The following is a 20034-nucleotide window of genomic DNA, read 5'->3' as shown; positions in this document are numbered from 1 at the left end:
AATGCAGCCTTTTTCAAACAGGGGAGAGAACCAGACGCCCGGACGGGCGCCTGGTGGTACAAGCCTGGCTGGCCTGCTTAGTTAGCCTGGTTTACCAGACCGAACTCGGCGGCCACTTTCTGGTATTCACGTACCTGACGCTTGACGTAGGCATCCAGCGAGGAGCCGGTCATGCTGAACGGGAACAGGTCGCGGCTGTCACGCAGCTTGGCGAATTCCGGGGTAGCCATGGCTTTCTTGAAAGCCTGTTCCCAGAATGCGTACTGCTCGTTGCTGACTTTCGGGCCAACGTAGAAGCCGCGGATGATCGGCCATACCACGTCGTAGCCCTGCTCCTTGGCAGTCGGTACCTTGCCCAGGTCGCCCGGCAGACGCTTGTCGGCCAGCACCGCCAGGATGCGGATCTTGCCGGCTTCCAGCATCGGTACGGCTTCGCTGATGTCGCCGGAGGCGGCCTGAATGTGGCCACCCAGCAGCGCGGTAGTCACTTCGCCACCGCCTTCAAACGCCACGTAGCGCATCTGCTGCGGTGCCACGCCGGCCTGCTTGGCGATCAGCGCGGTCTTCATCCAGTCCTGGCTGCCCACGGTACCACCGGCACCGAACACCACTTTGGTCGGGTCGGCCTTCAGTGCTGCGGCCAGGTCTTTCAGGGTCTTGTACGGCGAATCGGCGCGTACCGAGATCATGCCGTAGTCGGCGCCGACGGCAGCCAGCCAGCGCACATCGTTTACGTTGTACTTGCCGAACTTGCCCTGGGCCAGGTTCAGCAGCGAGCCGCCGGAGAAGGCAACGATGGCATTCTCGTCAGCCGGACGCTGGGCCACGATGGTGTTGTAGGCCACGGCGCCGATACCACCCGGCATGTAGGTGACGCGCATCGGGTTTTCCAGCAGCTTGGTGTCCATCAGCGCGGATTGCGCCAGCTTACAGGTCAGGTCGAAACCACCGCCCGGCTTGGCCGGTGCAATGCACTCCGGACGCGGCGGCTCAGCGAAAGCGGAAGCGGCAGTCAGCAACAGGGCGCTGGTGGTACCCAGCAGGGCAAGGCGACGGAATGTCGTCATGATGTACTCTCCTCATTATCTTGAAACGCTGGAAATACCGCGGTGGCCGGCCTATTGACACGCTGGTGCCATGGCGCAACTCTTATCCGCAGTTGGCGAATCACTCTCCGTGATCTGGACGCGATCTTAATCACAAGCACTTTCAGCAACCTTTCAATCGCCGCAAGCAACCCAGAAAAGACCAAAACACACACATGCGTATCATCCTGATCGAAGATCAGCCGGAACTGGCCCACTGGCTGAGCCGCGCCCTCACCGCCTCCGGCTATGTCGTCGACACCATCGGCGACGGCATCGACGCCGACAACGCCCTGCAGACTGTCGCCTACGATCTGGCCATCCTCGACATGAACCTGCCGCGCATGGATGGCGCCAGCATCCTGCAGCGGCTGCGCGCCCGGCACCAGACGCTGCCGGTGCTGGTGCTCACCGCGCGCGGCGAGGTCAGCGACAAGGTCAAGGGGCTGGAAATGGGCGCCGACGACTACCTGGTGAAGCCGTTCGAGCTGGACGAACTGGAAGCGCGGATGCGGGCGCTGCTGCGCCGCCACCAGGGACACGAGCACACCTGGCTGCAATGCGGCGAGCTGCGCTACAACAAGCAGGAACAGTTTTTCGAGCTGGGCGGCAAACTGCTGCAACTGACGCGGCGCGAGCACGCGGTGCTGGACGTACTGATCCGCCGCAAGGGCCAGCCGCTGAACCGCGAGCGCTTGTTCAACCAGGTATTCACCCTGGACGACGACGCCAACCCGGAAGCGATCGAGGTCTACATCCACCGCCTGCGCAAGAAGCTGGACGGCAGCAACGTCAGCATCACCACCCTGCGCGGCCTGGGCTACCTGCTGGAACAGCGCGATGGCGCTTGAGCAGCTGTTCCAGCGCCGCAGCCTGCTGAGCAAATTCGTCCGCTGGCTGCTGCTGCCCCTGCTGCTGCTGTGGGTGATCAACACCATCGTCGCCTACCAGATCAGCAACGCCGCCGCCACGCTGGCCTACGACCGTACCCTGCTGGCCTCGGCGCGCAGCATCGGTGAGAAAGTCACCGTGCAGGATGGCCGCCTGCACGTCACCGTGCCGTATATCGCGCTGGACAACTTCGAATACGACAACCGCGGCCAGATGTTCTACCGCGTCACCGGACTGGACGGCCGATTTCTGGCCGGCTACGCCGACCTGCCGGCGATGCCGCCGGACACGCCGCGTACCGACCTGTACCCGGCGCTGGTGCACTTCAACAACGACCATTACCGCGGCCACCCCATCCGCCTGGCCACCTTCTTCAAGCCGGTGGACGAAGACGGCCTGCAGGGCATGGTGCGCATCGAAGTGGCCGAAACCACCGAGGCGCGGCGCTTCATCGCCCACCACATCCTCAGCTACACGCTGTGGGGCCAGGGCGTGCTGGTGCTGTTCGCGCTGGCGGTGGTCGGCGTCGCCATGTACCGCATCCTGCGGCCGATCCGCAAACTGGGCGAAGAAGTCAGCCGCCGCGATCCGGCCGACTTCAGCGACATCAATGTGGAGAACACCTATAACGAGCTGCTGCCGCTGGTCGATGCCATCAACCAGTACCGCCGCCGGCTGGCACAGCTGCTGATGCGCTACCAGCGCTTTGCCGCCGATGCCTCGCACCAGCTGCGCACCCCGCTGGCGGTGATGACCACCCAGGCCGAGCACGCGCTGCGCGACGGCAGCCCGGCGGTGATGCGCGAAAGCCTGCAGGAGCAGAAGCAGATGCTCAAGCGCACCACCCGGCTCACCAACCAGCTGCTGCTGCTGGCCAAGATGGACTCCGGCAGCCACCAGCCGCAGCGCGGCCGGCCGCAGCCGGAATTTGCGCTGCTGGACTGCATCGAGCAGCTGGTGATGAGCCGGCTGGCCGAGGCGCGCCACAAGGACATCGACCTGGGGCTGGAAAACCGCTGCCGCGACCAGAACGCGCCGATCCGCGGCCAACAGATGCTGATCGAGGAAGTACTGCGCAACCTGCTGGACAACGCGCTGCGCCACACCCCCGGCGGCGGCATCATCACCCTGCGGCTGTACGACGCCGCCGCCGGCAGCGGCCACGGCTGCATTTTCGAGATCGAGGACAGCGGTCCCGGCATTGCGCCGGCGCAGCGCGAGCAAGTCTTCGAGCGCTTCCACCAGCTGCCGGACGCCGCCCCCGGCGGCAGCGGCCTTGGCCTTGCCATCGTGCGCGACATCTGCCGCCTGCAGGACATCGACATCAGCCTGCACGACGGCCCGCAGCTGGGCGGCCTGCTGGTGCAACTGGCCTTTCGCGCCTGACGCGGCGGCCAACGTGGCTGGCCGCGACCAGGTTGGCCGCAAGCTGCCGCCATCGCGCGGACAAAAAAAGACCCCCGCACTGGCGGGGGCTATTCAAGTTCGCTTGCTGCCTTGAAGCATTGCGACACGCAACAAGGATGTGAACACTTTGGCGGCGATTGGTTCCGCGTTGCCGAAAAAATAGTCAACTCGCAGCGCGCGCCAGCTCCGCCGCCAGCCGGTCCAGATTCTGCTGGTTGGCCGGCTCGATGATCGCCCGCAACGCCTCCGCCTGCGCATCGTCATCCAGCGTCTGCTCCCATAACAGCTCACAGCCGTCCCCCGCAGCCTGCAGCGTGATGCTGAGCTGGAAATGCGGCTGACACAGGTGCCGCAACAGCAGCAGCCGATCCGGCTCGATGGTCACGAACACCGATTCATTGGCATATACCGTGCCGTCCGGCCCGATCATGTCGAACAGCCAGCGCCCGCCCGGACGGAAGTCGAATTCGGCGATGCGGTTGCTGAACCCCGCCGGCCCCCACCAGCGCGCAATGCGCTCGGCATCGCTGATGGCGGCAAATACCTGGGCCGGAGTGGCGGCAAACTGGCGGCTGCTACGGAAAGTGGTGCTCATTCTGTCCTCGCGTCGCCGGCGTCATGCCGGCGGGATGGGTGGTGGAGGTTCCGTTATAGCAGGGCGCTGCGGCCAACCGTTGGGCGGGTTTCGCGATGCGGGTTAGCAGGCTTTGTATCCGCTGCGCGGATGCTGTTTAAGGTCGCCGGTTCCGCCCGGCGCACGGGCCAGGGGGCGTGCCGCCGCCCCCTCGCCATCGCTGAGCGAATCAAAGATTCGCACGCAGACCGCTCGCCCCAGCGTGCCGCGAAACCCCGTCCAAAAAAGTCATTCGCCAGGCGTCGGCAATTCGCCGTTTGCTAACGGCAAACGGCTCAGCTGCCGCCTTAAAACCTGGCGAACGCCTTTTTGACCGGCGCGGCCCAATGGGGCAGTTGGGCGCCTCACAACGTTGGCCGCAAGATTGAAAGCGTGTGATGCGGCCAACCTTGTAAGCAGGATCATCGACGCCACAGACTGCAACCCCAGAAAACACGTTGGCCGCGAACCCGAGACGGCTTGCGGCCAACTTTTTGATACGTCAGGCGATGAACACTTGCCACCAACAAACGACAGCATGCGGCCAACCTGGCAAGCCATAGAACCTCAGCGACGCGCCCCTTCCCGTTGGCGCGAGCCGGGCGAAACGGTGCGCCACGGGGTTTAAGCCGCTGCCTGAGCCGCGCGCCGTTAGCAAGCGGCGAATCAGCGGCGCCCGGGGCGTGCCGTTTGGCACGGGGTTTCGAGCAGCCGTCGGGAGAGCCGGGGATTGGAAAGGGGGCGGCGGCCGCCCCCTTCCTCGTCCGCCGGGCGAAACCGGCGACTGCAAACATCCACCGCGCAGCGGAGACAACATCCCAAAACAACGTTGGCCGCAAACTAGCGTTAGCCTACTAAAAATCTACTGTCAAAACGTTAATTATCAATTAATGAAATTAATCCAATGCAATTAACAAAAACCCTACATTACAAAATGTGCAACCACAAAAAAACCACAACCAAACAATAAAGAAATTACTTTACAGCACTTGCCAACAAAATAACTCCCGGCAAATAATTTCTATATTTTTCACTAACACTTTTCCTTACTCTAAATGGGAAACACCAAGCAACCAAGTCAACTGACTGTTTAGAAATGCTAGCCACTTTATCAGAAATCAAAACCTCGAGTGACTCAATATCACCAACCTTATCCACCTTGGCATAGACTGGCAAAAACGCCACACCAACTGCCCTAATTTCATCATGCCCTTTGGTATTTGCCGCATCTTTTACTGCCTGATCCAAACAGGTCAATGCATTTTCATTTGTTTTATCAGAACATAAATTTAGCCATTTAAACTTTGCTTCCACAATTTCTTCTATGCGATCACCACGCATCCACAGATCGCACCTTCCATTCCATTTCTTAATTGCTTCCTCATCAGTATCCTCACTATTAGAAACATCAACTTTTTCATATTGAAACTCTTCAAGTGCAATCCTACCGCAACGCCAAGCCGATGCAGCAAGAACACCAACATTGGCGCGTTCGTTGAACCAATATGGAGCACCACCATCCGTAATTCTGCTATATCTTTCAATAGACAAAAACCACTCTTCAAGCAATGCATCCCAATGACCCAGACCTCTTTTGTTTTTAATTTTATAACCAGCTATTGTTTCCAAAATTATTCCCCACAGAAAATTTATCCGTAAAATGCGCTCTATACCCCATACATAATATCCAACATAAAATTGCAATGTATAGCGTAGGCCGCAACTTGATAACGCAGCACACGTTACCCTAATAACATAAAAAATGGCAAGCCATGTGGCCTGCCACTGTTAACCACGGCCAACCTCAGCCGCCCTCACCCGCTAACCGGCACTCACGCCGCCGGCTCGCTCATCCCGCTGTGCCGCAACAGCGCATCGATCTGCGGGTCGCGGCCGCGGAAGGCACGGAACGATTCCAGCGCCGGACGCGAACCGCCCACCGCCAGGATCTCGTCCCAGAACTGCTGCCCCACCACCGGGTTGGCACCGCCGGCTTCCTCAAACGCCGCGTAGGCATCGGCGGATAGCACTTCCGCCCACTTGTAGCTGTAGTAGCCGGCGGCGTAGCCGCCGCCGAAGATGTGGCTGAAGCTGTTGGGAAAGCGGTTGTAGGCCGGCGGGCGGTTGACCGCCACTTCGTCGCGCACCTGTTCCAGCAGCGCCAGCCAGTCTAGGCTGCCGGGGTTGGCCGCGGTGTAGAGCAGCATGTCGAACAGCGAGAACTCCAGCTGGCGCACCATCTGCATGCCGGACTGGAAGTTCTTGGCGGCGATCATCTTGTCGTACAGCTCACGCGGCAGCGGCTGGCCGCTGTCGGTGTGGGCGGTCATGCCCTGCAGCACGTCCCATTCCCAGCAGAAGTTCTCCATGAACTGGCTCGGCAGTTCCACCGCATCCCATTCCACGCCGCTGATGCCGGCCACGCCCAGTTCGTCGACGCGGGTGAGCAGGTGGTGCAGGCCGTGGCCGCATTCGTGGAACAGGGTGATGACTTCGTCGTGGGTGAAGTAGGCCGGCTTGTCGCCCACCGGACGGCTGAAGTTGCACACTAGGTAGGCGACCGGGGTCTGCACCGCGCCGTTTTTCAGGCGGCGGCCGCGCACGTCGTCCATCCAGGCGCCCGGGCGCTTGCCGTCACGGGCGTACAGGTCGAGGTAGAAGCCGCCGAGCAGGGTGTCGCCCTGATAGATTTCGAAGAAGCGCACGTCCGGATGCCAGGTGGCAACGCTGCGCTCGGCAAAGCGCACGCCGTACAGCTTGCCCACCACGCCGAACAGGCCGGCCAGCACCTTGGGCTCGGGGAAGTACTGTTTGACTTCATGCTCGGAGAAGGCGTAGCGTGCCACGCGCAGTTTCTCGGCGGCGTAGCTGATGTCCCAGGCCTGCAGCTCGGCGAGGCCCAGCTCGTCGCGGGCGAAGGCTTCCAGCTCGGCGCGGTCCTGCAGCGCGTACGGTTTGGCGCGCTGCGCCAGATCGCGCAGGAAGTCGATGACCTGCTGCGGGGTTTCCGCCATCTTGGTGTACAGCGACAGCTCGGCGTAGTTGGCAAAGCCCAGCAGCTGCGCTTCTTCGGCGGCCAGCTGGAGTTTTTCGCGGATCAACGGGGTATTGTCCTGCTCGGCGGGGCCGAACTCGGAGGCGCGCTTGGCGTTGGCCTCATAGAGTTTCTCGCGCAACGCGCGGTTGTCGGCGTATTGCAGCACCGGGAACAGCAGCGGGAACTGCAGCCCCAGTTTGTATTTGCCCGGCTGGCCGTCGGCCTCGGCCAGTGCCGCGTACATCGCCAGCGTGTCTTGCGGAATGCCGGCCAGTTCGGCCACGTCGTCGATATACAGGCTGAAGCCGTCGGTGGCGTCCATCACGTGCTGCGAGAACTGGTTGGACAGCTCGGCCAGACGGCTGGACAACTCGGCAAAGCGCGCCTTCTGCGCATCCGGCAGCTCGGCGCCGGACAGGCGGAAGTCGCGCAGGTCGTTTTCGATCACTTTCTTGCGCGCGGCGCTGGCGCCGGCAAATGCCGGGTTGGCCGCTACCGCCTTGAAGCGGGCGAACAGGTCGAGGTTCTGCCCCAGCTCGGTGAAGAAGGCGGAGATGCGCGGAATCTCGGCGTTGTAGGCATCGCGCAGGCCTTCGGTATTGCCGACCACGCCGTTGAGGTGGCCGACCACGCCCCAGGCGCGGCCGAGTTTCTCGGTGGCGTCGGACAGCGGCTCGGACACCGTCTCCCAGCTGTCGCCGCCCTGCTTGATCACGGCATCGATGGCGGCGCGCGCCTCGGCCAGCAGCACGTCCAGTGCCGGGGTGATGTGTTCCGGCTTGATGGCGTCGAAACGCGGCAGGTCGGTAAAGTCGAGCAACGGGTTGGTCTGGCTCATGGCGGTTTCCTGTGGCAGCCGCGGGTTACGCGGACGATGTGGCAAGCGGGCGCGGCAGGTATCATCACTACCGCGCAATCTCTTCAAGATAAGGACAACTCGGTGAATCGCAATATCCGCAGTTATGACGGCCACCGGCCGCAGATCGACGCTTCCTGCTATATCGACCCGGCCGCGGTGGTGATCGGCGAGGTGCAGCTGGCGGCCAACGTGTCGGTGTGGCCGTGCGCGGTGGTGCGCGGCGACGTCAACAGCATCAGCATCGGCGAGGGCAGCAATGTGCAGGATTTTGCCATGCTGCACGTCAGCCACCGCAAGGAAAGCGATCCGCAGGGCGCGCCGCTCACGATCGGCCGCGATGTCACCATCGGCCACCACGTCACGCTGCACGGCTGCACCATCGGCAACGAGGTGCTGATCGGCATCGGTAGCATCATCCTCGATCGCGCTATCATCGAAGACCGCGTGCTGATCGGCGCCGGCAGCCTGGTGCCGCCGAACAAGCGGCTGGCATCCGGCTACCTGTACCTGGGCAATCCGGTAAAACAGGTACGGCCGCTGACCGAAGGCGAGCTGGCTTACTTCAAGTACTCCGCCGAACACTACGTAAAAGTGATGGAAAAACACAAAGCCAGCCTGGCGGAGTAAATACTTGCTGCCACGCCGCAGTTGTGTTGCCAGCCGGCGATGACATTGACTTAGAATGGTCTGATCCGCCATTCGCCGCAAAGGCCTTGTCATGCCTGCTGCCAGTAAACAACCCGGTAGTTCGCTGCAACTGTTGCTGACCCTGCTGATTTCCGCGCTGGTGGTGCTCACCGCGCTGACGGTGGGCTTCTTCTACCAGCGTGCCTTGCAGCAGCAACAGCTGGCGGCGCAGAACAGCCTGTTCCGTGCCACCGCGGCGCAGCTGGCCAGCAAGATCGGTGAATACGGCGCCCAGGCGATGGCCACCACCGCGCTGATCGCGCAGTCCGGCGCGGCGCAGACCTACAGCCAGCAGGAACGCGAAGCGTATATCGGCACCCTGGTGTCGGCGATGCGCATCTATCCGGCCCTGCAGGCGGTATATCTGGGCTATCCCAACGGCGATTTCTTCCTGGTGCGGCGGCTGGACGATGCCGCCAGACGTGCCTTTCCCCATGCCGGCGCCGCTGCGCGCTGGGTAGTGCAGCTGGTCAGCCAGCAGCCGGATGGCCAGTCGCTGCAGTCGCTGCGCTTTCTGGACGACGAGCTGCAAGCGGCCAGCGCGCCGCAAGCGCGCCTGCTGCGCTACGACCCGCGCGAGCGGCCGTGGTACCGGCTGGCCGATGGCCAGTCGCAGCCGGTGAGTACCGAGCCGTACCGCTTTGCCACCACCGGCCAGGCCGGCATTACCTACGCCTACCAGAGTCCGGATGACTCGGCGATTACCGGCGTGGACATCCGCCTGCCCACTCTGACCGCAGTCATGCAGCAGAACCGCCCCAGCGCGCGCAGCAGCATGGCGCTGCTGGGGGCCGGCCAGCAGCTGCTGCTCGGCTCCGACCTGCCGGAAAACACGCTGATGCCCACCGAGCTGTCCAAGGCGCCGTCGCCATTGCTGGCGGCGCTGGGGCGCGTCTGGCGCAAGGATCAGCCGCCGCCGGCCGCCTTCGAGTGGCAGGGCGAACGCTGGCATGTCTCGCTCAGCGACCTGCTGCCGGGGCAGCACGACAGCACCAGCCTGCTGGTGCTGATGCCGGAGCGCGACCTGTTTGCCGACGGCCAGCACATCGCCGCGCAGGCGCTGTGGATTCCGTTATTGCTGTTGCTGCTGATGCTGCCGCTGGGCTGGCTGCTGTCACGGCTGTTGAGCAAGCCGATCTACCGGCTGGTGGCGGCCGCCGAGCGCATCCGCCATATGGACTTTAGCGATGAGCCGCCGCCCAGCAGCAGCGTGCGCGAACTGAACGAGCTGATGGCGGCCTCCGAGGCGATGAAAGGCACCATCCGCGACTTCATCGGCCTGAGCCGGCAGATCGTGGCGGAAAACGCGCTGACGCCGTTGCTGCAGATGGTGCTGGATGCCGCCATGCACGCGCTGCCGGCCGCCAGCGGCGCGCTGTGGCTGGTGGAAAATGGCGCCCTGCAAGCCAGCCACGGCGTCGACCGCCACGGCAAGACCTTCACCCCCGCCGCCCTCGACATCCGGCACCCGCTGCTGGCCGGGCTGCAGCTTGGCACGGCAGAAAGCCTGACGCTGCCAAGTGCGCATCCCGACTTGCCGGCCGCGCTGCAGGCGCTGGGCGGCGACGAGGTGCAGCAGCTGGTACTGCTGCCGCTGCAACTGGAATCGCACCAGCCGCTGGGACTGCTGGTACTGGGCTGCGATGCAGCTGCGGCCAACCCCGGCCAGGCGCACCGCCTCAACTACCTGCAGGCGCTGGTGAGTTTTGCCGCCATCGCCATCGACAACCGCCGGCTGGCCGGCGAGCTGCAGCAACTGATGAACGGGCTGGTGGAGCTGGTGGCCGGCGCCATCGATGCCAAGTCGCCGTATACCGGCGGCCACTGCCAGCGCGTGCCGGCCATCGCCCAGGCACTGGCCGAGGCCGCCCACCAAAGCGAGGCCGCGGCGTTTGCCGGCTTCCGGCTGGATGCCGCCGGGCGCGAGGCGCTGTATATCGCCAGCTGGCTGCACGACTGCGGCAAGGTGACGACACCGGAATACGTGGTGGACAAGGCCACCAAGCTGGAGACCATCCACGACCGCATCCACGAGATCCGTACCCGCTTCGAGGTGCTGAAGCGCGATGCCGACATCCGCTACTGGCAAGGCATGGCCGAAGGCGGCGATCCGCAGCAGCTGGCGGCGTTGCGCGATGCCACCCAGGCACAACTGGACGACGACTTTGCCTTTGTCGCCCGCTGCAACCAGGGCGGCGAATTCATGCGCGACGAAGACCTGCAGCGCTTGCGCACGGTAGCGAACCTGCGCTGGCAGCGCACGCTGGACGACCGGCTGGGGCTGGGGCCGCTGGAGCTGGAACGGCTGGCGGCCGTGCCGCAGCCGCAACTGCCGGTCGAGGAACGGCTGCTTGCCGACAAGCCGGAACATCTGTTCCATCGCCCGCCGCAGGAAAGGTTGGCCGCAGACAATCCGTGGGGTTTTACCCTGCGCACGCCGGAATGGCTGTACAACAAGGGCGAGCTGCACAACCTCACTATCCGCCGCGGCACGCTGACCGAGGAAGAACGCTACAAGATCAACGAGCACATCGTCGAAACCATCCGCATGCTGGATGCGCTGCCGTTCCCGTCCCACCTGCAGAACGTGCCGGAAATCGCCAGCGGCCACCACGAGCGCATGGACGGCAACGGCTATCCGCGCGGCCTCACCGGCGCGCAGATGAGCATCCCGGCACGCATCATGGCGATTGCCGACGTGTTCGAGGCGCTGACCGCCGCCGACCGGCCGTACAAGCCGGCCAAGCCGATGTCCGAGGCGCTGGACATCATGCAGCGCATGGCGGCGGAAGGCCACCTCGACCCCGAGCTGTTTGCGCTGTTCCTCGACAGTGGCGTGTGGCGCGACTACGGCACGCGCTTCCTGCTGCCGCAACAGCTGGACATCCAGCACTATCCGCCGGTGCGAACGGCACCCGCCGTCACATAACGGTCACCTGTATCTCTTAGCCTCGGCTAAGGCCGGCGCACCCCCGCTGCGCCGGCCGCGGGCCGGGCAGTGTCATGGCGATGTAATGAAAGTTACATAAACTGCGGCCACTTGATGAAGGAACGCAGTCATGACCCTCGTAAAACGCCTGTGGCTTACCGTCGCGCTCACCCTCGCCTGCCTGCTGGCAGTCGTCCTGAGCAGTGGCCAGCAATGGCTGGCACTGCGCAGCGAGTTTGGCAGCTACAACCAGCAGCAGCAGCGCTCGTCCGATCTGCAAACCCTGAAAGCCGAAGTCTTGTCGCTGTCGCGTGCCGACCCGCTGCTGCCGGAAACCGCCGCCAAGCTGCAGGCGGTAAACGTCCGGGTCGGCCAATTGCTGCCGGCCATCGCCGACAGCCTGCCCGCCGACGAAGCCAAGACCTTCAGCAGCAGCATCGGCAAACACTGGCAGGAGTTCCGCCGCAATCTGCAATCGGCGCTGAAGATTGCCGAGACCGCGCCGGAAGACGCGCTGTCGATTCCGGAACAGGCCTACAACATGAACATCGTGCCGCTGGTGGCGCAGATCGACCAGCGGCTGCAGGCGGAAAGCCAGCAACTACTGCAGTCGGAACACGACATGCAGCAGCGCATGCTGCAGCTGGGGCTGTGGCTGCTGGGCCCGCTGCTGCTGGCCAGCATGGTGGTGGTGCTGTCGCAGGTACTGCTCGCCCAGCGGCTGAAAGCGCAGATTGCCGCCATGCAGCGCGCCGCCGACCGGCTGGGCGACGGCGATCTGTCCGCGCGCCTGCCGCAGCATGGCCATGACGAACTGTCGCAGGCCGCCGGCCACATCAACCGCTTTCTGGACAAGCTGGCCGAGCTGCTGCACGCGGTCAGCAGCAATGCCGCCAGCAGTGCGCACGAGGCGCATCAGGCGCTGGCGCTGACCAGCCGCGTGATCGGCATTACCCGCCAGCAGGCCGAGCAGAGCGAACAGAGCCGGCTGTCGGCGCAGAGCATCGCCGGCACCTCGGACGGCATCAATCGCCACATCGGCCAGGCGCTGGCCGACAGCGACCAGGCCAACGAGCGCACCCGCCACGCCCGCCAGCTGGCCGACGACACCGCCGAAACGCTGCAGGCGCTGTCGCAACGCATCCGCGGCGCGGTGAACGAAACCGAGCAGCTGAAGACCTCGATCAGCGACATCGCCCAGATCAGCACCCTGATCCGCGACGTGGCCGAACAGACCAATCTGCTGGCGCTGAATGCCGCCATCGAGGCTGCCCGCGCCGGCGAACAGGGCCGCGGCTTTGCCGTGGTGGCCGACGAGGTGCGCAAGCTGTCGGAGCGCACCGCCGATGCCACCGCCCGCATTTTCGATACCCTGCTGCGGGTGGAAAGCGCCACCGCCGCGCTATCCGGCACCATGGATACCGCCCGCGCCGCCAGCGACCAGAGCACCAGCGCGCAGGAAACGCTGAGCCATGCGCTGCAGGGTGTCGATGGCGCCATGGCCGCCATCCACCGCGTGCTGCAAGGCATTGCCGAAGCCAGCGGCGAGCAGACCAGCGCCAGCCAGAACATCCTGCAGCACGGCCAGCAGGTCTCGGAACTGGCCAGCGAGATTTTCGGCGGCATGCAGCAGCTGGCGCCGGCGATGGAACAACTGACCGATGCCTCGCAGCAGCTTAACCGTGATCTGGGCTGGTTCCGCACCGGCCAGCAGGCCGCCTGACGCCGCCGGCACACATGAAAAAAGGCTCCCCGCGGGGAGCCTTTTTATTTGCGGCCAAGGTTGGCCGCAGTGCGCTGCCGGCGAATTACAGCACGGCCAGCGCAGCGTCGTAGTTCGGCTCGCTGCCGATTTCGGCCACCAGCTCGCTGTGCAGCACCTTGTCGTTCTCGTCCAGCACCACTACCGCGCGGGCAGTCAGGCCGGCCAGCGGGCCGGAAGCCAGCTTCACGCCCCAGGCTTCGGCGAAGGCCGGGTTGCGGAAGGTGGACAGGTTGGCCACGCCTTCGATGCCTTCGGCGCCGCAGAAGCGCTTCTGCGCGAACGGCAGGTCGGCGGAAATGCACAGCACCACCACGCCGTCGCGGCTGGCGGCTTTTTCGTTGAACTTGCGCACCGAGGTAGCGCAGGTCGGGGTATCGACCGACGGGAAGATGTTGAGAATCTTCTTCTTGCCGGCAAAAGCGCTCAGGCCGACATCGGCCAGGTCGCCGGAAGTCAGGGTGAGTGCCGGAGCCTGGCTGCCGACGGCCGGCAGGTTGCCGGCAACTTCTACTGGATTGCCGCGCAGGGTAACGCTTGCCATGGTTGTGTCCTTTGTCTGGAGGAGGAGGGAGAGGCTGCAGTTTGGCGCATGATGGCAGAAATTCAACCCTGCGCCCTGCAGGGTTGGCCGCAAGCGGCTCAGTCCGGCAGGCTGAGGCCCAGCTCGGCCAGCACTTCGCGCGCGGCGCGGAAGGCTTCCACCGCCGCCGGTGCGCCGGCATACACCGCGCAGTGCAGCAACGTCTCGCGGATTTCCACCAGGCTGGCGCCATTGTTGATGGCGCCGCGCACATGGCCTTTCAGCTCGTGGCTGCGCCCCAGCGCCGCCAGCATGGCGCAGGTCAGCAGGCTGCGGGTTTTCAGGTCGATGCCGTCGCGCTGCCAGGTGCTGCCCCAGGCGTGCTCGTTGAGCCAGTCCTGCAGCGGGCGCGAAAAGCCGTCCAGATTGCTCATCGCGCGGCTGGCAAACGCCTCGCCCATTACCTCGGTGCGGCGCGCCAGGCCGGCCTGTTTGTCCTGTTCACTCATGCTTTGGCTCCATCGGCAACAATCTCGGTCAGCGCCGCCAGCAGCAGCCGGCATTCCGCCTCGGTGCCGATGCTGATGCGCAGGAACTGCTCGATACGCGGCTGTTTGAAATGGCGTACCAGGATGGCGCGCTCGCGCAAACGTGCGGCCAACGTGGCCGCGTCATGCGCCGGATGGCGGGCGAACACGAAGTTGGCCGCCGACGGCAACACCGCGAAGCCCAGCGCGGCCAGCCCGGCCACCAGCGCCTCGCGGCTGGCAATCACCTGCTCGCGGCAGGCCCGAAAGTAAGCCTCGTCCTCGAACGCGGCCTGCGCGCCGGCCTGGGCCAGGCGGTCCAGCGGGTAGGAATTGAAGCTGTTCTTCACCCGTTGCAGGCCATCGATCAGCTCGGCATGGCCGATCGCCAGCCCGACGCGCAAGCCGGCCAGCGAGCGCGACTTGGACAGCGTCTGCACCACCAGCAGGTTCGGGTAGCGATCGACCAGCGGAATCATGCTGTCGCCGCCAAAATCGACATAGGCCTCGTCCACCACCACGACCGTATCCGGATGCTGTTGCAGCAGGGTTTCGATGGCCGCGCGCGGCAGCAGGCGGCCGGTGGGGGCGTTGGGGTTGGGAAAGATGATGCCGCCGCACGGCTGGCGGTAGTCAGCCGGATCGATGGCGAACTCGGCATCCAGCGGCACGGTGCGGTAGTCGATGCCGTACAGCTGGCAGTACACCGGATAGAAGCTGTAGCTGATGTCCGGAAACAGCAGCGGCGCGTCATGCTGCAGCAGCGCCTGGAACACCAGCGCCAGCACCTCGTCCGAGCCGTTGCCGACGAATACCTGCCCGGCCTGCACGCCGTAGTAGCCGGCAATGCAGTCGCGCAGCGCGCTGGATTCCGGGTCCGGATACAGCCGCAGGCTGTCCACGTTGGCCGCAGCAATCGCCGCCTGCACCCTGGGTGACGGCGGATACGGGTTCTCGTTGGTATTGAGTTTGACCAGCTGGCTGATGCGCGGCTGCTCGCCCGGCACATAGGGGGTCAGCGTGTGTACGGTACGGCTCCAGAAACGGCTCATGCGGCGATTCTCTCAGCGTTGCGGGGTACGGGTGGCAAGGAACACGCCGCTCAGGATCAGCGCGATGCCCGCCAGATGGTACAGGTGCAGTACCTCGCCGAGGAACAGCATCGACAGCAGTGCGCCGAACATCGGCATCAGGTGGATGAACATGCCGGCGCGCGCCGCCCCCACCCTGGACACCCCCAGGTTGTAGCAATAGTAAGCGGCCACCGACGGCAGCGTGCCGACGTAGGCGAAGGTGGCCAGCGTGCCGGCGGTCAGCGGCGTGGTGCGCCCGGACAGCAGTTCGGCGGCAAACAGCGGCGCGATGCCGGTGAGGCCGATGGCGATCAGGATGGTCAGCAGGCCGATGCGGTCCAGCGTCGCCGGCAGTGGCCGCAGCAGCAGGGTATACAGCGCCCACGCCACCATGGCGAGGAACAGCACCGCGTCGCCGCGGTTGATATCCAGTGCGGCCAACCGCTGCCAGTCGCCATGCGCCACGATCAGCAGCACGCCGATAAACGATACCGCGACCGCCAGCATCTGCCGGCTACTGATGCGCATGCCGAAAAACAGCGCACCGAACAGCACGATCAGGATCGGGATAAAGGAATTGAGCAGCACGCCATTGGTGGCGGCGGTGTATTGCAGGCCCCAGTACACCAGCGAGTTGAAGCCGGTCACCCCCAGGATGCCCAGACACAGCAGCCGCCGCCAGTACGGCAGCCACAGCGCGCGCTGGCGCCAGGCCGGCGCGGCGCCGAACGGCAGCAGCAATAACAGCGCGATGCCCCAGCGGGCGAAGGAAAGCGTCATCGGCGCCACGCTGGCATGCATGGCGCGCGCCAGCACAAAGTTGCCGGACCAGAACAGCGCCGTCAGCGTCAATAACAGGTAGGCAAAGCGGTTGGATTGAGTCGTCATACAGCAAACCATGCCATGCCAGCGGCCCCGCTTACAAGCCTGTGACCGGCAACACTGTGTTCCGGCCAAAACAAAACCGGGGGCATGGCCCCGGTTTGCTTGTTACCTGCCGGCAGACTCAGGCGCCCTGGGTCTGCAGTTTGGCTTCAGTTTGGCTACTGTGCGGCACCCACTGCGGTGCCAGCGTGCCGATCAGCATGCCCAGCAGCGCCATCAGCAGGCCGGCCAGTTGCGGCGGCCAGAACGCATCGTCGGTATAGCTGATGGACCGGGCGACCCAGGTAACGGTACCCAGCACCATCGACACCAGCGCGCCCTGGGTGGTGGCCTTCTTCCAGAACAGGCCGGCAAACAGCGGCACCACCGCGGCCACCAGCGTGATCTGGTAGGCGTTACCCACCATCTCGTAGATGCTGGCATCCGACATCAGCGCAAAGGCGGTGGTAGAGACTGCAGCCACCAGAATGGTGAAGCGCAGGATGCGCACGAACTGGCGGTCGCTCATCTTCGGCATGAAGTGCTTGAGCACGTTTTCCACGAAGGTCACCGACGGCGCCATCAGCGTGCCGGAGGCGGTGGACATGATGGCGGACAGCAGCGCGCCGAAGAACATGATCTGCGCGAACAGCGGCGTCTTGTCCAGGATCAGGCGCGGCAGCACCATCTGCGGGTCGATGCCCATCTCGGTCGCCACCATCTTCGGATCGATCAGCGAAGCGGCGGTGGCGAGGAAAATCGGCAGCATGCAGAAGGTCAGGTACATGAAGGCCCCCAGTACCGAGCCCTGTACCGCCACTTTCTCGTTCTTGGCCGACATCACGCGCTGGTACACGTCCTGCTGCGGAATCGAGCCCAGCATCATGGTCAGCGCGGCAGCGATGAAGGCGACGATGCCTTTCGGGCTGGTATCGTGGATGAAAGTCAGCTTGTTCTCGCTGGCGGCCTTGGCCACCACCACGTCAAAGCCGCCGGCCATGCCGGACACCAGATACACCAGGTAGATCAGGCCGCCGACAATCACCGACATCTGCAGGAAGTCGGTAAACGCCACCGACAACATACCGCCGCACAGGGTGTAGAACAGCACGATCACCGCGCCCAGCATGGTGCCCTGGGTGGTGCTGATGGCACCTTCGGACAGCACATTGAACACCACGCCCAGCGCGGTCATCTGCGCGGCGATCCAGCCCAGGTAGGACAGGATGATCACGGCACTGATGATGCCTTCCACGGTATTGCCGTAACGGTTGCGGAAGAAGTCACCGATGGTGAGCAGGTTCATGCGGTACAGCCGCTTGGCAAACAGCAGGCCGACCAGCATCAGACAGCCGAAGGAGCCGAACGGGTCTTCGACGATGCCGGAGAAGCCTTCCTGCAGGAAGGTGGACGGGATACCCAGCACCGCCTCGGAGCCGAACCAGGTCGCAAACACCATGGCGGTGACCACCGGCAACGGCATGCTGCCGCCAGCCGAAGCGAAGTCCTTGGCACTATGCACACGGGTGGACGCATACAGGCCAATGCCAACTGTTACCGCCAGATAAAGCACAACAAACCAGACAAGCATTACTTCCGTCTCCTTCAATCCTAAGTAGCTTTGGATGTGTTTTTTCTAAGCGCCGTTAATGGTCTGTGCGGACGCTCGCTGTTGTTGCGGCCCATTATATCCAGCGGCCACAGCTTGCCGAGCATTTTTTTAAACACCAAAAACGGCGCTGACACACCCTGCCGGTAGCAAAACCCGCCACCCACCCGGTGCGGGTCATTGCCGGCATATGTCATACAGCCTTACTGGATAAGGCTTGCGCATATCGATTATTGCCATGAAAAACCGCCCGGCAGCAGGCTGGGCCGCCGGGCGGTAGAGAGGATATTTTGCCGTAAACCGGGCTTCAGTAACCGTGAAATATGTTAAACATTTGCCACACTCTAGCGATCTGCGTTGCACAACGCAGCTTGTGGCGCGGCAGTCACGAAGCGACGGCGCTCGCCATCCCACAGTACATCGGCACAGGCCACCTGCGGATCATGCGTGAAGAACAGCCGGCCACCCTCCGCCGCCAGCCGCTGCAGCAACAGGCGTTTTTCGTCGATCAACAGCTCCGGATTACGGTCGTAACCCATGGTGATCGGCACATGCACCCACGGCACGCCGGGAATCAGGTCGGCGGCAAACAGCACCGCGCCATCCGGCATCGGAATCTCCGCCAGCAACATGCCCGGTGTATGGCCATGCGACACGCTGAAGCGCCAGTCCGGCGGCAGGCAGGCCGGCGGCAGCTCGCCATCCACCAGCACCAGCCGGCCGCTGTGCTCCAGCAGCTCCAGCAGCGCCGGGATGAACGATGCCTTGTCGCGCGGATGCGGACTCAGCGCCCGTTGCCAGGCCTCGCGGCCAACCACGTACTTGGCATTGGGAAACAGCAAGCGGGCCGGCCCGCCATCCCACGGCGCCAGCAAGCCGCCGGCATGATCGAAATGCAGGTGCGACAGCACCACCACATCGATATCCGCATCGCTCAGCCCCTGTGCGGCCAACGCGTCCAGCAGCACGTGATTTTCTTCCTGCACGCCATAACGGCTGCGCAGCTTGGGCTCGAAAAACACCCCGATGCCGGTTTCCAACAGAATGCGGCGACCATCCGGCTCCCTGACCAGCAGACAGCGACAGGCCAGCGACACGCGATGCTGCGCGTCCGGCGGCAGCCAGCCCTCCCACATGGCACGCGGCGCATTGCCAAACATGGCGCCGCCATCCAGCTTCTGTGAGTTGCCCAGCAATGAGGTCAGGGTGCGCATGATGTACTCCGGCAGGGGGATGCACCTATTGTCGAGCAAGTGCTTGACTATGTCACCTGTACCAACCGGATAGCGGGCCAACCCGAATTTACACGGCGCGATAAAAACAAAAAGCCCGCCATCGCGAGCTTTGTTCCCGGCCGAATTCCCTTACTGGCTAATCAGCTTCTCGACCTTGTCGGCACGGTCGCCCGGCGCCGGGTGGCTGGACAGCAGGCTGCGCTCGTTGCCATACAAGGCGGCCAGCTTGCGCAAGGCCGCCGGCGCCGCCTGCTGGTTGTAATTGTGGCGCTTCAGAAAACCTACCGAATAGGCGTCGGCATCGCTCTCCTGCGACTGGGAGAACTGGGCATGCACAACCTGCTCGGCAAAATCACCCAGCTCGGATTCCGACAGCGAGGCAGCCACCGAATTGCCGCTACCGGCCGCCGCCTTGCGCGCGGCAGAAGAAGCATAGGCGACCTGCATGGCTTTCTTGGAGTGCCCCAGTTTCACGTGGCCGATCTCGTGGCCGATCACGTAGCGCACTTCATCGTCGGTCATCTTGTCCAGCAGGCCGCTATATACGCGCACGGTACCATCGGCCATCGCGAACGCATTCACTTCCGGCGTCTGGTACACCTTGAAGTTCAGCTTCAGCCCTTCTTCGCTGGTCAGGCCCTGCACGATCTTGGCCAGGCGTTTGCCATAGGCGCTGCCGGGTGCGGCAACCTTGTTCTGCTGGTCCATGGCCTTGCTGGATTCGGCGGCCATTGCCTGCACCTCGCTATCGGACAGCGTGGCGGACTTCACCAGATCGGTGCCGGCGCTCAGCAGCGAGTCGATACCGAATGCGAATGCCTGGCCACCCAAGGCTGCGGACAAGGCGGCAATCATTGCGAGCTTTTTCATGTTTGTGTCATTCCCGATAGAAAGTCGCGCATCATAATGCAATTAGCATTTATCGTCCACGCC

General features: G+C 63.8%; 16 protein-coding genes. 5 read left to right on the top strand and 11 right to left on the bottom strand.

Translation table 11 applies throughout. The features are described from left to right. Positions 1–77: 77 nt before the first annotated feature. The gene (locus HU218_RS10065; RefSeq protein WP_174874813.1) at positions 78–1067 is read right to left on the bottom strand and encodes a Bug family tripartite tricarboxylate transporter substrate binding protein; all 990 of its coding nucleotides are present in this window, start codon (positions 1065–1067) and stop codon (positions 78–80) included. Between the two features lie 194 nt (positions 1068–1261). Here HU218_RS10065 and HU218_RS10060 point away from each other — a divergent pair, with 194 nt between their 5' ends. Both HU218_RS10060 and HU218_RS10055 read left to right on the top strand, forming a co-directional pair. Further along, positions 1262–1936: a response regulator gene (locus tag HU218_RS10060; RefSeq protein WP_174874812.1), complete on the top strand. Its 675-nt coding sequence runs from the start codon at positions 1262–1264 to the stop codon at positions 1934–1936. Next, entirely contained in the window at positions 1926–3362 is a 1437-nt protein-coding gene (locus HU218_RS10055) for a sensor histidine kinase (protein WP_174874811.1), read from the top strand. The genes HU218_RS10060 and HU218_RS10055 overlap by 11 nt, the downstream gene beginning before the upstream one ends. 184 nt (positions 3363–3546) lie before the next feature. On the opposite strand, the gene HU218_RS10050 is transcribed toward HU218_RS10055, so the two are convergent. From HU218_RS10050 to HU218_RS10040, 3 genes are all read right to left on the bottom strand, one after another. Beyond that, the gene (locus HU218_RS10050; RefSeq protein ID WP_174874810.1) at positions 3547–3978 is read right to left on the bottom strand and encodes an SRPBCC domain-containing protein; all 432 of its coding nucleotides are present in this window, start codon (positions 3976–3978) and stop codon (positions 3547–3549) included. A 993-nt stretch (positions 3979–4971) separates the two neighbouring features. After that, positions 4972–5625: a hypothetical protein gene (locus HU218_RS10045; protein ID WP_174874809.1), complete on the bottom strand. Its 654-nt coding sequence runs from the start codon at positions 5623–5625 to the stop codon at positions 4972–4974. Between the two features lie 203 nt (positions 5626–5828). Then, complete coding sequence (locus HU218_RS10040) at positions 5829–7871, bottom strand: M3 family metallopeptidase (protein ID WP_174874808.1); 2043 nt, start codon at positions 7869–7871, stop codon at positions 5829–5831. 102 nt (positions 7872–7973) lie between these two features. On the opposite strand from HU218_RS10040, the gene HU218_RS10035 reads away from it, so the two are divergent. From HU218_RS10035 to HU218_RS10025, 3 genes are all read left to right on the top strand, one after another. Beyond that, entirely contained in the window at positions 7974–8519 is a 546-nt protein-coding gene (locus HU218_RS10035) for a gamma carbonic anhydrase family protein (protein WP_174874807.1), read from the top strand. A 91-nt stretch (positions 8520–8610) separates the two neighbouring features. Then, a complete protein-coding gene (locus HU218_RS16920) occupies positions 8611–11508 on the top strand; it encodes an HD domain-containing phosphohydrolase (protein ID WP_174874806.1) in 2898 nt (965 codons plus the stop codon). Positions 11509–11638: 130 nt separating this feature from the next. After that, on the top strand, positions 11639–13231 hold the full coding sequence (locus tag HU218_RS10025) for a methyl-accepting chemotaxis protein (RefSeq protein ID WP_174874805.1): 1593 nt from the start codon (positions 11639–11641) through the stop codon (positions 13229–13231). Between the two features lie 85 nt (positions 13232–13316). On the opposite strand, the gene tpx is transcribed toward HU218_RS10025, so the two are convergent. The 7 genes from tpx to HU218_RS09990 form a co-directional block, all read right to left on the bottom strand. Next, positions 13317–13814, bottom strand: coding sequence for a thiol peroxidase (gene tpx, locus HU218_RS10020; protein ID WP_174874804.1), 498 nt, complete (start codon positions 13812–13814; stop codon positions 13317–13319). A gap of 98 nt (positions 13815–13912) precedes the next feature. Then, positions 13913–14302 carry a carboxymuconolactone decarboxylase family protein gene (locus HU218_RS10015; protein WP_174874803.1) on the bottom strand — a complete coding sequence of 130 codons (390 nt, stop codon included), beginning with the start codon at positions 14300–14302 and terminating at the stop codon, positions 13913–13915. Then, on the bottom strand, positions 14299–15372 hold the full coding sequence (hisC, locus tag HU218_RS10010; RefSeq protein ID WP_174874802.1) for a histidinol-phosphate transaminase: 1074 nt from the start codon (positions 15370–15372) through the stop codon (positions 14299–14301). Before hisC ends, HU218_RS10015 begins: the two co-directional genes overlap by 4 nt. A gap of 12 nt (positions 15373–15384) precedes the next feature. Continuing rightward, the gene (locus tag HU218_RS10005; protein WP_174874801.1) at positions 15385–16281 is read right to left on the bottom strand and encodes a DMT family transporter; all 897 of its coding nucleotides are present in this window, start codon (positions 16279–16281) and stop codon (positions 15385–15387) included. A gap of 118 nt (positions 16282–16399) precedes the next feature. Next, positions 16400–17848 (bottom strand): high affinity choline transporter 1, encoded by a 1449-nt coding sequence (locus tag HU218_RS10000; protein ID WP_174874800.1) that lies wholly within the window; start codon positions 17846–17848, stop codon positions 16400–16402. Positions 17849–18210: 362 nt separating this feature from the next. After that, positions 18211–19080: an MBL fold metallo-hydrolase gene (locus HU218_RS09995; RefSeq protein WP_174874799.1), complete on the bottom strand. Its 870-nt coding sequence runs from the start codon at positions 19078–19080 to the stop codon at positions 18211–18213. 150 nt (positions 19081–19230) lie between these two features. Further along, on the bottom strand, positions 19231–19971 hold the full coding sequence (locus HU218_RS09990) for a M48 family metallopeptidase (RefSeq protein ID WP_174874798.1): 741 nt from the start codon (positions 19969–19971) through the stop codon (positions 19231–19233). Between the last annotated feature and the right edge of the window lie 63 nt (positions 19972–20034).

The sequence above is a fragment of the Vogesella oryzae genome (assembly GCF_902829295.1).
Classification (GTDB): domain Bacteria; phylum Pseudomonadota; class Gammaproteobacteria; order Burkholderiales; family Chromobacteriaceae; genus Vogesella; species Vogesella oryzae.
Note: the sequence above shows the minus strand (reverse complement) of the source record. Positions and strands in the feature narration are given on the sequence as shown.

Bases quoted from the DNA above. Each gene is read 5' to 3' on its own strand.
- HU218_RS10025 (WP_174874805.1), top strand. From the start codon at position 11,639: ATGACCCTCGTAAAACGCCTGTGGCTTACCGTCGCGCTCACCCTCGCC.
- hisC (WP_174874802.1), bottom strand. From the start codon at position 15,372: ATGAGCCGTTTCTGGAGCCGTACCGTACACACGCTGACCCCCTATGTG.
- HU218_RS10055 (WP_174874811.1), top strand. From the start codon at position 1,926: ATGGCGCTTGAGCAGCTGTTCCAGCGCCGCAGCCTGCTGAGCAAATTC.
- HU218_RS09995 (WP_174874799.1), bottom strand. From the start codon at position 19,080: ATGCGCACCCTGACCTCATTGCTGGGCAACTCACAGAAGCTGGATGGC.
- HU218_RS10050 (WP_174874810.1), bottom strand. From the start codon at position 3,978: ATGAGCACCACTTTCCGTAGCAGCCGCCAGTTTGCCGCCACTCCGGCC.
- HU218_RS09990 (WP_174874798.1), bottom strand. From the start codon at position 19,971: ATGAAAAAGCTCGCAATGATTGCCGCCTTGTCCGCAGCCTTGGGTGGC.
- HU218_RS10005 (WP_174874801.1), bottom strand. From the start codon at position 16,281: ATGACGACTCAATCCAACCGCTTTGCCTACCTGTTATTGACGCTGACG.
- HU218_RS10040 (WP_174874808.1), bottom strand. From the start codon at position 7,871: ATGAGCCAGACCAACCCGTTGCTCGACTTTACCGACCTGCCGCGTTTC.
- HU218_RS10060 (WP_174874812.1), top strand. From the start codon at position 1,262: ATGCGTATCATCCTGATCGAAGATCAGCCGGAACTGGCCCACTGGCTG.
- tpx (WP_174874804.1), bottom strand. From the start codon at position 13,814: ATGGCAAGCGTTACCCTGCGCGGCAATCCAGTAGAAGTTGCCGGCAAC.
- HU218_RS10065 (WP_174874813.1), bottom strand. From the start codon at position 1,067: ATGACGACATTCCGTCGCCTTGCCCTGCTGGGTACCACCAGCGCCCTG.
- HU218_RS10015 (WP_174874803.1), bottom strand. From the start codon at position 14,302: ATGAGTGAACAGGACAAACAGGCCGGCCTGGCGCGCCGCACCGAGGTA.
- HU218_RS10000 (WP_174874800.1), bottom strand. From the start codon at position 17,848: ATGCTTGTCTGGTTTGTTGTGCTTTATCTGGCGGTAACAGTTGGCATT.
- HU218_RS16920 (WP_174874806.1), top strand. From the start codon at position 8,611: ATGCCTGCTGCCAGTAAACAACCCGGTAGTTCGCTGCAACTGTTGCTG.